Genomic DNA, 12,925 nt, shown 5'->3' on the forward strand with positions numbered 1-12,925 from the left:
AAGTGATACACTTGTCGACACACTTTTATAGCACGATGTATTTCATGTTGGCCCAAATTAATTATTTGAATTGAGCGGTAAGTCCGGCGTAGATTGTTCTAGATGTTCCCCTCCATCTGGTGGGCCATAGTCTAGGCGCAACAAATCTACGGGGCACGCTCTTTTTTAATGCCTGTATATGCTTAAAAAGCATTATCCTTTTTCTTCTTACAAATATTTGGTCTCAAATTTAATCTTGTCCTTAAACACATCGTACCAAGCGGTGTTTTGCCTTTCATATTTTTCAAAGATGCCCCAACAAAACATATCCACCGCCTGAAGGCCTTCCGATTCATGTGACGACCAATGATATATATCGAGTGGAACTTTTGGATCAAGACGGGCTTCAAGCTGCCGCCTAATATAATCATTAAATTCAACTATTTCTCGTTTTCCTTTTGACTTATCGATGACCAATTGAACTCTAGTACATGCATCTTCAAGCAGAATTTTATCAAGTATTAACCAAGCAATATAATTGTAAACCCTTGATTTATTTTGTGCTAGATAATCGTATTAAGCTCCTCAACCAGCCTTTTTCTTTTACCAGGCGGATTTAGCTTGCGCTTCAGTGTTGCTTTAACAGCTTTCTTAATAAACCTATTGTTTTTTATACCTTCCGTAGCTAATATCGTAACGGTGAAAAACCTGGACGGATTCTTGTTTATAAAATCAAATCCAAGATCACCGCTTTCATCTAAATACAAGTACCACATTTACTCTATCCTAAAGTATTTAAACTATCCTAAAGGCTGCTTTTAATATAAGCTCTTCTTCTAAGTTAAATTTTAGCTTATTTTCCAGTTCTTTTAATTTTTTGTCTTTTTCCTCAAAAGAGCGCAAGTTTTCCTGGTCGCGTTTGGACAAAAGTTTGCGGTATTCTTTTTCAAGTTTGTAAACCGTATCTCGTAACTGCATTCGCTCTTCATGCGTGTTTGCCCTTGATAATTTTCTTTTGGCTTCATTCCACTCGCGCTTTTTTCTGTCAACTTTATCCTCTAATTCCATCAGGCTCTCTTCAGTATATAAGTCTAAGCGCTCTCTTTCCTGGTCATAGTATTCTTCGTTTATGATTTTTAATTGATTAGAAAGCGTCTCTTTTTCTTGTCTATAGGTGTTTTGTAAAACTTCAAAAGCTTGCCTCTCAACTGTGCTAACAAAGCCGTTTTCTGTTAAAGTCACTGTTAAAAGTTTTTCAGTTTGCTCTGCTGTCAGCGGCAACCACTGGCTGCCAAAGCCTACAACAGCAACTGGAAGCAAATACTCAATAGTTTCAATGCCATTAAATGTAATCTTATAGACAAACAGATAACCGCTGCAGCCGCAGAAATCATTAAGCATACTAATGCGGTGTCCGCCAGATGTATATTCAAATGTTAAGGAATAGACTTGTGAAATTTTATCTTTTTTAATTGATTTGATTATATCTTCAACAAGCGGATGATATAGGTGTAGCCTTACGATGCCCTGATCGCGCTCACTTTGTTCAAGCGGCCGAAAACTAACTTTTCTGCCAATTATGGAATCACCAAAACGGATTTGCAGATCAAACGGCAAAGCTTTTACCAGATAAATGTTCTCATCATCGGTTTTTTCCAGGTAATCATCTAAAGTTTCTAGAACAATCGTTTTTAGAGCTTTATCAATTTCTGATAGCTCCACTCGTAGCTGTTCATCCCTTAGCTTTAATTTATTTCTTACCTCATCATCATAGTGTTCCATTACTAATTGGCGAGTTTGAAGTAAGCGATCATTTATTTGCACCTCAAGTTCTTTTTGCAGGTCATCAAAAGCTCTTTGGATATCCTCTGGCTCACGGCACGTTTGGTAAATTTCCAATATTCTTTTTTCAAAGTCAATGCCCGAGCCAAGCGCACCTAATATCTCATCTGATGAACCGAAAAGACCATCAAAAAGCTTTAGTTTTTTAGATAAAAGGTCGTAGAGGCGCTCATCGGCTGCGTTTTTACGGTTTACAAAATTAACTACTACAACATCGAATCTTTGGCCGTAGCGATGGCATCTTCCTATGCGCTGCTCAATCCTTTGCGGATTCCAGGGTAGGTCGTAGTTAACAACAATGTTGCAAAATTGCAAGTTAAGCCCCTCTGCACCAGCCTCAGTAGCAATAAAAATCTTTTTATTGGTTTGAAAGTCATATACCAGAGCTTGACGAATATTTGTTGAGCGGTTGCCACTTTTAGCAAGTTCAGGAAACTCTCTTGCCCACTCGCTATAGGCTCGGTTAGCTTCTTTATGGTCATTTGATCCATTAAATAATACAATCTGGCCTTCATATCCATTTGCAGAGAGAAGGTCGTATAAGTAATTTTGGGTGCGCCTTGATTCTGTAAAAATAACAACCTTTTGAGGCCAGTCTTTTTTCTCAGCCTCAGAAAATATATTATTTAGCGCTCTAACTAGAGCTTCACCTTTGGCATTTTTGGAAATTTTTATGGCTAGATTATAATATCTTTCAAGCTCTGCTATTTCAGCCATTAAAGCCTTTTCGGTAATCTCTTCTTGGATAGCTTTATTTTCTCCCAATCGGCTTGTTTCTTGTTGTTCTATATCTTGAGAATCTTCAATCTCTTCTGTATCCTCTACTTCTTCTATCTCTTCGATGTAAGCATCGTCTATATCTTGTTTTATGTCTTCGGGGATTGTTATTGTTTGTTTAAGCCTTTGGCCTTCTCTTATTAAGCTTAGCTTTCTCTCAAGCTGCGCAATGAGGCTTTTTAATGTTGCTGCAATTGCAAAAGATGAGCTTGCAAGTATTTTGCGGTATATCAATATCATTAAAGCTCTTTGCTTGGTTTCAACTGCTAAAATATCATCACGCGCTAAATAATCGGATACAAATTCATAGAGCTGCCACTCGTCATCGTTCGGCTCAAAATCAACCGTTATTCCTGCTCTTGCAGTGTATGGGACATATTCTCTTACTTGTCTTCTTAAACTTCGTGTAATAATTCCACCGGTTACATGGCCTGTCTTAGGATTTATTCTACCAATAAGCCTATCTCTGAGTTCTTCCAAGTTATAGACAAGCTCTTGTTCATCAGGCGATATAAATTTTCTTTTAAATGAGTAATTGGTTCCTAGCGCTTGTTCATCAATAAAACTTACTAGACCAAAGAGTTCCATTAAATTATTCTGAAGCGGTGTTGCGGTTAGCAATACTTTGCCTTTTATATTTGGGCCAGATATTGCTTCCCTTATACGCTTTGCTACTTTGTTATCCGCCTTCCATACATTTCGCAGTCGATGCGCTTCATCGATGATAACCAGGTCCCAATGTGTACTTTTTATTTCCACCGCTTTCCTATAGCCAAAATCAAGAGATGCAATAAATATACCTTCATCGGCTAATGGATTTTTTCTTCCGGCTGAGGCTAAAACATTAAAGGTTTGCCCATCTATTATGCGCGAAGGTAAATCAAAATGGTTTAATAATTCTGCTTCCCATTGTTTTCTAATCGATGCAGGACAGAGAATAAGAATTTTTCGTTTTCCCTCACACCAAAGCTGGTTGATTATAAGGCCAGCTTCGATGGTCTTGCCGAGCCCAACTTCATCGGCTAAAATAGCTCCTCTAGATAAAGGGCTTTTAAACGCAAAAATTGAAGCTTCTATCTGATGTGGATTTAAATCAACAGTAGCTCTACCCAAGCTTTGATTAAGTTTGGAAGAGTCACTGCTTGCCTTTCGTAAAGTAAGCTTTTCAGAAAGAAGGCGTGATTTAAAGCTCGCTGTACTTAATCTTTGTTCTTTTATTGCCATTTAACCTCTTAATTGGCTAGGTAGCTAGATTATTTTAAGCCTTCTGTTGTTTTACTACACTATTATATAATAAGCGATTATATATAATAATAGGCGATTATGGAAAGGTTGAGCGTTTCATGGCTGAGGACGCGCTTCTATATAGTCCATATAATCAGGATTTTTAAAATCTGTGGTATCAAGCACTATAACCTGCGAGGCCAAGCATTATAATCGCCAAACATAAAACATCAAACATTTTAACCGCCCGGCAGCTCAACAATTTGACAAGCGGGCATTTCTTCTAATCAAAAGAAAATTGAGAATATTAAGCAAAGTCTCGGCAGTTGGGGCGTTGACATTGCCATCAAAGCACCTCGAACCAGCTCTTGATCTTCTGAGCCATTAGCCTGCGGCGTTGCTCAAGGAAGTCATCGTAAGAAGAAATATTGCCATCCAGCATAGTCTCCGGCAGACAGTGCATACGCAGGTTTTCTCGCATCTGCTCTTCTTCTGTTATCCCGCCATATCGCTTCTTGCCGCCTCGGCTCTGCTCAGCAAGTTCGGCAAAATATTGCTCAGGTGCTTTATCACCGATGGCGATATTGATCTCGCTTTGTGCAAGCACAAAATTGGCAATCTGGTTGTAGCGGCCACGTGAAAGCCCTTGCTTTTTTAGATAGTTCCGCGGGTAGATGTGATGCACATCGCTATGGTTTAAGAGCAAATCCCGTACCGTGATATCCCGCGAGAGAAAGCCTTTGTCTCCAAGTTTAACCTGTGCTGCCTGATACGCAATAAAGTATGGGCTGATTGAGGAAGAGGTATCCATCTGCTGGGGCAGAAGCCCAGTCCAAAAACTCTCCGGCAGTTCGGACTCAATAACGGCATTTGAGTATGCTGCAAGCCCGTGGGCTTCAATCTGGCGGATATCAACATCAAAGACCGTCTCAGGATTTCCAGCATAGCGACCAGTTAGTATCGACATGGCATACCAGCGCCTTACCAGCCGTTCTATTTCATCTGCAGGCATACCTTCGGCACGACCACGCAGATATATGATATAGGCAAAATTAACTGCGTTCCTGCTCCCTATAAGATTGCTTGTAATAAAACCGGCTGAGCGCAATATCATGGTAAAGCGTTCAAAATGTGTCTGGTTTATAAAAGCAATGATCCCTTTTTTAAGACGCGAAAAAGACTCCTCGGCAATGGATTCCTCGTACTGCTTTGTCTCAAAATTGCGGCCTGAGAGCAGCGCAACGAGATCTTGGAGCTTGCCCCGCTTGAACTCCGGTGTGAAGGCTACGCGCAACATATCGGTGTATGTGGGATCGTAGATATCGTCGTTTACATCTTTTAGCCAGCGCATCATCGAGAAGAATTCTGAGGCCGCAAACCTCGTATCAATCTTCTCTATGCGCGCCAAGAATTCTGGTTCGACAGCACAGTGGCAGAAATAGTCAATGGCCTTGCGAAGTAAATTACCGCCATATTTTTCATTAACTGCAATCTTTGACATAGCAAAATCAGCTTGCGAAAGTTCAACACCAGCAGAATTAACGCGAATAAAGATCTCAGTAACCGTCTCGATGTCAAGATCGTCGTGAAGCTCGATTATCCCGACGTGGTTGTAGATGATTTTGCGCAGCCTTTCAAGCACACGGGAGATATATCTTCGATCGGTGCCTGGATTTCTCTCGGCATATAAGTCCGTTAACTCGCTAATGCTTGCATCCGGTGAGAATACGTCTGCAATGTCGTTTATCCAAGCTACGTCTTTTTGGATTGCCGGGTTTGAAACCTCAAACCTCTCTTCAATGGGATTGAACGCAATTTTTATGCGCACGGTGGAGTAATCTTTAGCAAGAACCTCTTTCCCAAGGAGCGCAGCCATAAGAGCTGTGACTCGTTGTTGGCCATCAATTAAGATGCGCTTTCCAGCTGATGTAGTGCCATCTTTAAGTTTTACTGTAGGATTTCGCCAAGCTATTAGATAACCTACCGGATAGCCCTGGTAAAGCGAATCAAGAAAATTCCTAATTTTGGTTGCGTTCCATACAAAGGGGCGTTGTATCTCTGGTATGGCAATCTCGCCTGATTTGACCCAGGTTAATATTGTTTCTATTGGATGAGGAGTTACGGAATAGCGCTGCGTAGACAATAGTTAAACCTCCATGTTTTTGAAGTTTTTGTATAGTTATTACCGCAATACTTTGATAATAGCGCTTAAGTTACTAAGTGGCGCTTAAGCCTATTTTTATTCCTAATTTTACGTAAGCAATAGACATTAAGTAAATAGTGATTAAACGCATGATTTTTTTAATTATTGTACATGAGAAGGGGAAGAGGGGTTAACCTGGTAGACGAGGAGACGTTTGTGATCTTCTGAGCCATTATTTTAGCACAAAGTCGGCAATCTAGTTGTAGCACTCAAGTGAGAGTCCTTGGCTTTTTAGGTAGTTACGCGAATAGGTATGATGGCGGACATCATATCGAAGGTTGTCTCGGGGCTTCCATCATAGAGCCCTGTTGGTATTAAAGCAAGGGTTGGTAAATTCACCGCTAAAGCAAGAGATGAACAAACCATGCTAATTCATCTTTAAATATCGCTTTATATCGATAATATCGATTGCATTTTTCTCAATGGCTACAGTATTTTCCCTGATTGCAATGGCATGTTTCTCTATATCAGCGGTGTTTTTATCACATTTATCTTCCACACGATCCATTCGACTAATAAAAGCAGCTCTTTCCACATCAAGTCGGCGTAAATAGACAAGTACTTCATCAAATCTAGTTATCATTTCATCACGTAAGGAGCCGATTTCTGCTTTAAACTCGTGCCTTATCTCGATAAACTGTTGATCGTGATCCAATAGCTTTCTAACAATTACATCAAACCGTTCATCATGTTCGTCTAATCTCTTATCGATTGAGTCAAATCGCCTGTCATGTGCATCAAGCTTCTTCTCAATTGAGTCGAGCCGTTTGTCATGTTCATCAAGCTTCTTCTCAATTGAGTCGAGCCGTTTGTCATGCCCGGCTAGCATCTTACTGTGCTCGGCCAACTGCTCACTCTGCTTGATCTGTTCTTCTCTAATCGACTTTAGCTGTGTGCTATGATCAGCCAGTATCTCTCCATGCTTGGCTAATATCTCGCTATGCTTGGCTAATGTCTCGCTATGTTCGGCTAATGTCTCGCTATGCTTGGCTAATGTCTCGCTATGCTTGGCTAACTGCCCTCTAATCGATTTTAGCTGCTCGCTGTGGTCAGCCAGTATCTCTCCATGTTCAGTTAATTTCTCAATGATTATATTCTCAGCCATAGTTTAATAATACCTTAGATGGTAAAGTTGTCAATTGATTTGTGCAAGTGCACAAACAGCTTATTTAATCTTTATGCTATCTTCTTACCCCTCTTCTTGCCCAAAAACTCATCTATATCTATATGGTGACAGGCACCGGGCAAGCTAGCTACCTGCTGTTTTAGAGTAGTGTTACCAAAAAAGTGTGCGATTGTGAACACTTTGTATATCCTAGCGGGCTATTCATATTTCACAATCGCACACTTTTTAAGCTAGGGCAAGCTATATTGCCTGGTAGATAAACTGCCCGGTGCCTGTCACCGGCTGAAGAAAGTTATGGAGCTTGCCATAGGTAAAAAGGTCTCCGACATTAACCCAATCGTCTATAAGAGTTGGGTAAAAAACGTTGCTCAGAAAAGAAACCGTATAGTCCATCATGGCGAATCGGCAACCAGACAAGAAGCCATAGAGGCTATTGGAACGGCATTTGATTTTGTATGGCTTCTGCTCGAGCTCGTTAATAAGATACCATTACATTATTAAAGAACGCGTTATTACTTATATTAACGTGCGTATTATATCCCTTCTTCGTCCCCTCCAATACGCCCTCCAATACTCCCCTCCAATATGCCATCCAGTACTAAATATTGTTTGCAGCAAAAGGGTAAATACACCTCAAGGAGAGGGAGGTTCTCTATATGCCGCCAGTTGATCAGTTAATGTCAGAGCACAGACTTATTGAACGAATGATAAGACAACTCAAGCGCGAGCTCTCAAGAATAGAAACAACTCGAAAGGTAGAGCAAAGTTTTATAGATATTACTATTGATTTTTTTAGGGTTTATACCGATTTTATGCACCATGGCAAAGAAGAGCACATTCTTTTTGGTGAGCTAGATGTAAAACCGCTCTTGCCTGAACACAGGATTATGATGGAGGAGCTGTTGCAGGAACATGTCTACGTCCGAAAAGTGGTTAAAGACCTCCTAGAGGCCAAGGAGCGATACGAGCAAAAAAACGATAGATCTTTAATAGATATTATTAGGACTATGCATATACTTAGCTCATTTTATCCTGCGCATATCGAGAAAGAAAATAGACACTTCTTTCCCCTGTCGATGGAATATTTCAGCCAAAATGAGCGCAATCAGATGCTAGAAGCCTTTTATAAATTCGACAGTCGCCTAATCCACGAACTTTACAATGAAAAGATTTCAAAGCTTGAGCGAAAATAGCATAATTTATACTTTATCCCTTTTGGAAGCAATGTGAATTATATAGTGCTATAGAGAACTGCAAAATGCGAGCATTTTGGGAATAATTAAGCAGTAAATACTTTGAAGGAGTCCATAAAGGTGAACATCTGGAAGGAAAGAGCGGAAGAAAGGCTAGAACATCTAGTTGAATCTATCCCTGATGGGATTATCTTCTTCAACAATAATGGTCGTATTGTGTTTATCAATTCAATAGTTGAGAATATATTTGGCTTAAAACAGAGCGACATTATAGGGCGTGCTTATAACGACCCAGCATGGAAAGTTACTACATTAGACGGAAAACCCCTTCCAGAGGAAGATCATCCCTTTGTGCGGATTATGCGCACAGGCAATCCGTTATATAACTTTGAGCATATCCACATACGCCCAGACGGCACCCAGGTAATCGTAAGCGCCAACGCCGCACCATTTCATGACGCGACGGGTGCTATTGCTGGCGTTATCCTATCGCTTACCGACATCACCAAGCATAAAACAACCGAGAAATTACTTAAAGAAAGCGAGGAGCGTTACCGTTATTTGGTGGAACTTTCACCTGATGGGATAGCAGTTCATAGTGAAGGAAAACTCGTCTACGTAAATAATGCTGCTTTAAAGATACTCGGCGCAGAAAAACCAGAAGACCTTATTGGCAAACCAGTGCTTGAGTTTGTCCATCCGGATTACATTGAAGCAGCAAAAGAGCGGCTTAAACTGATGCAGGAGGGCAAACCAGTAAGTCCGCTCGAAGAAAAGTTTATCCGGCTTGATGGAGAATCAGTAGATGTTGAAGTGGCAGCAGCACCCATTATCTATCAAGGCAAACCGTCAGTGCTGGTTGTTGCCCGCGATATCACAGAGCGCAAAAAAGCATCAGAAGAAATTCTGGAGTCACGGCGAGAGGTGTTGACAATACTTGAAAGTATAACAGATGGGCTTTTTGCAGTTGATGCCGATTGGCGCCTTACCTATGTAAATCAAAAAGCGGCAGAGCTTGTTGAAAGAAAAAAGAGCAGCTTTTATTTAGAAATCTCTGGGAGTTATTCCCAGAAGCAGTACCCCTTGCTTTTTATAAAGAACTTACCAGAGCAGTAAGAGAAAATGTGCCTGTTGCGCTTGAAGAGTTCTTTCCGCCGCTAAAAAATGGTTTAGGGTATACGGCTACCCTTACAAAAATGGCCTTTCGATTTATTTTCAGGATGTTACTGAGCGTAAAAAGTTAGAAGAGGAATACAGACAACTAACTAAGCAGCTCGAAAAAGAGCGGCAGCACACAGAGGAGTTAACAAGGATTATCAAGAAAGAGCAGGATATTTTACAGAAATCGCTTCTTATGATGCCAGAAAAGATATCGGGCATTGATTTTGGTTACCTTTATCGGCCTGCAACAGAAGCTGAAAAGGTTGGCGGAGATTTTTACAACATCTTTGAGTTGGGAGAGAACAAGATAGGAATCGTTATAGGAGATGTCTCAAGCAAGGGCTTAGAGGCAGCAACACTATCCTCGCTTGCTAAAAATACCATCAAGGCTTATGCTTGCGAGGAAACCTCAGCGGCCCTAACCATGGCAAAAACAGACGAAGTGGTCAGAAAGGTATCCGGCACTGAAATATTTGTTACCGTCTTCTTCGGCATTCTTGATAAAGAATCGGGCATTCTTACCTACTGCAGCGCCGGCCACCCCCCAGGTATACTTAAAAGAAAAACAGGAGAAACTTCGTTTCTTATTACAAGCTCCCCAGTTATTGGCGCCTTTGCCGGTTTAAACTATATAGATGATAAGGCAAAGCTTGAAAAAGGCGATGTTTTAATCCTTTACACAAATGGAGTAACCGAAGCAAGATGCAACAGAGAGTTTTTTGGTGAGCAAAGACTTGTAAGATTTATAAAGGATTTAAAGCCGCTAAAGGCAAGAAAAATACCCCAAGTAATCTTTGATGAGATTACAAAATGCGCCAGTGAAAAATTAGCAGACGACGTGGCTTTGCTTGCAGTCAGTCTTGAGGTTTAGCAATCCACCTTTAATAAAAGCCTACACTTCTTACATGACTGATCAAACGCCACCAGGCAGGATAAGAGAACCAGAGCCACTTAGGCAACTGCGGGGTAGATATAGGCCTTTGCTAAGATAAAAATTTTACAAGAAAAATCGAGGTGGTTAGCTGCAATAAATAAAATATTCGTTTCGCCTTTGGATTCTGCGGGAACAACAAAATCGAAAGTTATATTAGGGAGGCGAGCTTGTTGGAAAGAGAAAAAACATTAATTATCAATGCTCCAATCGATAGGGTGTATGATATGTGGATTCGCTCCTCGGACTATCCAAAACTGTTGTCCCACGTCAAGGAGGTAACGTTAACAGGCCCAACTACAGAGCATTGGAAGGTAGAACTAGCTGGGATGCCGCTTGAATTTGATATTGAACTCACCGATGTTCAGGAGAACCGACACCTAGCATGGAAATCGATATCCGGCATAGAAAATAGCGGGTTTGTTCACTTCGAGCCGGTTCCTGAGGGCACTAAAGTGACGGTTCACTTTAACTTTTTGCCCGAGCTATACCCGCCGGAGCTTGCCGAGAAAATGGGTGCAGGCGGGATCATTGAGAATCAGATTCAGGAGGATCTTGATAATCTAAAATCCCGTATCGAGAGTATGGCAAAGGCGGCTTAAGGGTGACAGGCACCGGGCAAGCTAGCTACCTGCTGTTTTAGAGTAGTGTTACCAAAAAAGTGTGCGATTGTGAATACTATTGTGAACTGCAAGCTATTTTAATTTTTCACAATCGCACACTTTTTAAGCTAGAGCAAGCTATATTGCCTGGTAGATAAACTGCCCGGTGCCTGTCACCGGCTGAAAGATATGGCTTTAGAAAGATCACCGGCGCAACAGAAGATAATCGTAACACCGGCAAAACCTGCCGATTCTCGGATAGCTGCAGGTCTGATACGCTTGGCTATGGGCAAAGTCGCGGATTTTATGTTTGGTTTTGGCAGCTCCACCAGGGCGACCAATATGATAGAAAATCTTTTCACTCAAAACGGAAGCAGGTTTAGCTATCAATTGGCACACACTGCCAGAACAGCTAACGGCGACATTGTCGGTATAGTTATCGCCTATCCCTGCAGCAAAACAGTCGGCCTGCATGTGGTTATGGCCAGGCAATTACTTCCCATATACGGTATGCTTAATTCACTTCTTTTTTTATGGAACGCCTTGGTTTTGTTAATGGGCGTGCTTTCCTTTGGACAGTCAAAGACGTGCTGGGGCGATGAATATTATATAAGCACGCTGGCAGTTCTACCTGAATTTCAGGGGATGGGTATCGGCACAATGCTTCTTGCCTATGTGGAAGATGAGGCTAAGAAGGCTGGCTTTAGAAAATGTTCATTAGGCGTTGATATTGAGAACGATCATGCAATTAGGCTTTATGAGCATCTTGGATATAAGATTGTTGAAACCGTTAAAGTCAAGCGCTTTAGTAAGCGAATTGGCTCTAGAGGTTTTTATCGGATGGTGAAACCGCTTGTTTGAAATGCATGCCTGTTTAGTCGTAAACTATAAGTATAAAGATATTGAGGTGTGCAAATGCTTAACCAGATTGAACAGCAGGCGGTTTCGACGGGAAAACAGGTTTATATGCTTTGCAAAAACTGCGGTTATAAGCAGAACCTAAAGCCATCAGACCTTGCCGACCCTACCAAAGTCATATGCCGCGGTCAGGACTGTGAAAATACCTTCTCTGTAAGAGAAGGTATTAAAAATGCCATTGTATCAGATAATGATTTTCTGTCGTGGTGTTTCATTAGCGACACGATGATCTCAGCCCATGACACAGTGACCATCGGAACGGCAAAAGAGATAAAGCTTGAAACACCAATTAAAGCCGCTAAAAAAGTATTTGTTATGCAGGCAACCCCATTAGATTCAGGCGGTATAGCATATTTTGAGCATAAAGTCATCCTGCCTGAAACCCTCATTATTATTAGCTCTGGCAACCCTGAATCCGTAGGCAGACCATGCGAAGTAAATTGGGTCGTTTATGCAGATGTCGAGAGCGTAGAGATAGAGACCTGGCGCGAGTATCTGCGGCGTGCTAAAGAAAGCCTGATTAATGAGGATTATCAGAGTGCCATTGTTGAGGCCGAGATTGCGGTTGAAGTAACTTTAGCAAACGTTCTTTGGGAGCTACTGACTAAGCGTAAAAAGTTAAGTGGTGATGTGGCTGAATGGATCCTGAGCAAGGTACAGGCAACTAGCGAACGTGCTAAGAAAGTTATGGAGCTTGCCATAGGTAAAAAGGTCTCCGACATTAACCCAATCATCTATAAGAGTTGGGTAAAAAACGTTGCTCAGAAAAGAAACCGTATAGTCCATCATGGCGAATCTGCAACCAGGGAAGAAGCTATCGAGGCTATCGGAACGGCATTTGATTTTGTATGGCTTCTGCTTGAGCTCGTTAACAAGTCTCCTATACGTTTATAAAGGAATGTTGCCCAATTACTCCACCTTCTTTCCCTTTTTCTAGGCAAGACCTCAAATTTGAGGTTTATACTAGCC

At 41.3% G+C, this 12,925-nt stretch carries 12 protein-coding genes; 7 read left to right on the top strand and 5 right to left on the bottom strand.

Annotation, left to right across the window (positions count from 1 at the left end; all coding sequences use genetic code 11):
* Window positions 1–207: 207 nt before the first annotated feature.
* The 5 genes from K6T91_07890 to K6T91_07910 all read right to left on the bottom strand — a co-directional run bounded on the left by K6T91_07890 (window position 208) and on the right by K6T91_07910 (window position 7,130).
* Window positions 208–513, bottom strand: coding sequence for a DUF3800 domain-containing protein (locus K6T91_07890; GenBank protein ID MCL6472714.1), 306 nt, complete (start codon window positions 511–513; stop codon window positions 208–210).
* 29 nt (window positions 514–542) lie between these two features.
* Entirely contained in the window at window positions 543–755 is a 213-nt protein-coding gene (locus tag K6T91_07895) for a DUF3800 domain-containing protein (GenBank protein MCL6472715.1), read from the bottom strand.
* A 19-nt stretch (window positions 756–774) separates the two neighbouring features.
* Window positions 775–3,822 carry a DEAD/DEAH box helicase family protein gene (locus K6T91_07900; protein MCL6472716.1) on the bottom strand — a complete coding sequence of 1,016 codons (3,048 nt, stop codon included), beginning with the start codon at window positions 3,820–3,822 and terminating at the stop codon, window positions 775–777.
* Window positions 3,823–4,168: 346 nt separating this feature from the next.
* Window positions 4,169–5,965, bottom strand: coding sequence for a DUF262 domain-containing protein (locus tag K6T91_07905; protein MCL6472717.1), 1,797 nt, complete (start codon window positions 5,963–5,965; stop codon window positions 4,169–4,171).
* A 427-nt stretch (window positions 5,966–6,392) separates the two neighbouring features.
* Window positions 6,393–7,130: a hypothetical protein gene (locus K6T91_07910; protein ID MCL6472718.1), complete on the bottom strand. Its 738-nt coding sequence runs from the start codon at window positions 7,128–7,130 to the stop codon at window positions 6,393–6,395.
* Between the two features lie 315 nt (window positions 7,131–7,445).
* Between K6T91_07910 and K6T91_07915 the strand changes: the two genes are divergently transcribed.
* From K6T91_07915 to K6T91_07945, 7 genes are all read left to right on the top strand, one after another.
* Complete coding sequence (locus K6T91_07915) at window positions 7,446–7,652, top strand: hypothetical protein (protein ID MCL6472719.1); 207 nt, start codon at window positions 7,446–7,448, stop codon at window positions 7,650–7,652.
* Between the two features lie 155 nt (window positions 7,653–7,807).
* The gene (locus tag K6T91_07920; GenBank protein ID MCL6472720.1) at window positions 7,808–8,344 is read left to right on the top strand and encodes a hemerythrin domain-containing protein; all 537 of its coding nucleotides are present in this window, start codon (window positions 7,808–7,810) and stop codon (window positions 8,342–8,344) included.
* Between the two features lie 120 nt (window positions 8,345–8,464).
* Window positions 8,465–9,460 (top strand): PAS domain S-box protein, encoded by a 996-nt coding sequence (locus tag K6T91_07925; GenBank protein ID MCL6472721.1) that lies wholly within the window; start codon window positions 8,465–8,467, stop codon window positions 9,458–9,460.
* A 238-nt stretch (window positions 9,461–9,698) separates the two neighbouring features.
* On the top strand, window positions 9,699–10,376 hold the full coding sequence (locus K6T91_07930; protein ID MCL6472722.1) for a serine/threonine-protein phosphatase: 678 nt from the start codon (window positions 9,699–9,701) through the stop codon (window positions 10,374–10,376).
* A 233-nt stretch (window positions 10,377–10,609) separates the two neighbouring features.
* Complete coding sequence (locus tag K6T91_07935; GenBank protein ID MCL6472723.1) at window positions 10,610–11,038, top strand: SRPBCC family protein; 429 nt, start codon at window positions 10,610–10,612, stop codon at window positions 11,036–11,038.
* Between the two features lie 189 nt (window positions 11,039–11,227).
* Window positions 11,228–11,899 (top strand): GNAT family N-acetyltransferase, encoded by a 672-nt coding sequence (locus K6T91_07940; protein ID MCL6472724.1) that lies wholly within the window; start codon window positions 11,228–11,230, stop codon window positions 11,897–11,899.
* A 54-nt stretch (window positions 11,900–11,953) separates the two neighbouring features.
* Window positions 11,954–12,850: a hypothetical protein gene (locus K6T91_07945; protein ID MCL6472725.1), complete on the top strand. Its 897-nt coding sequence runs from the start codon at window positions 11,954–11,956 to the stop codon at window positions 12,848–12,850.
* Window positions 12,851–12,925 lie beyond the last annotated feature (75 nt).

Source organism: Bacillota bacterium (genome assembly GCA_023511485.1).
Lineage (GTDB): Bacteria > Actinomycetota > Aquicultoria > Aquicultorales > Aquicultoraceae > CADDYS01.

What these genes read in the sequence shown, in the direction of transcription:
- K6T91_07900 (MCL6472716.1), bottom strand. Translation starts at nt 3,822, where the DNA reads ATGGCAATAAAAGAACAAAGATTAAGTACAGCGAGCTTTAAATCACGC.
- K6T91_07945 (MCL6472725.1), top strand. Translation starts at nt 11,954, where the DNA reads ATGCTTAACCAGATTGAACAGCAGGCGGTTTCGACGGGAAAACAGGTT.
- K6T91_07920 (MCL6472720.1), top strand. Translation starts at nt 7,808, where the DNA reads ATGCCGCCAGTTGATCAGTTAATGTCAGAGCACAGACTTATTGAACGA.
- K6T91_07895 (MCL6472715.1), bottom strand. Translation starts at nt 755, where the DNA reads ATGTGGTACTTGTATTTAGATGAAAGCGGTGATCTTGGATTTGATTTT.
- K6T91_07930 (MCL6472722.1), top strand. Translation starts at nt 9,699, where the DNA reads ATGATGCCAGAAAAGATATCGGGCATTGATTTTGGTTACCTTTATCGG.
- K6T91_07910 (MCL6472718.1), bottom strand. Translation starts at nt 7,130, where the DNA reads ATGGCTGAGAATATAATCATTGAGAAATTAACTGAACATGGAGAGATA.
- K6T91_07940 (MCL6472724.1), top strand. Translation starts at nt 11,228, where the DNA reads ATGGCTTTAGAAAGATCACCGGCGCAACAGAAGATAATCGTAACACCG.
- K6T91_07915 (MCL6472719.1), top strand. Translation starts at nt 7,446, where the DNA reads ATGGAGCTTGCCATAGGTAAAAAGGTCTCCGACATTAACCCAATCGTC.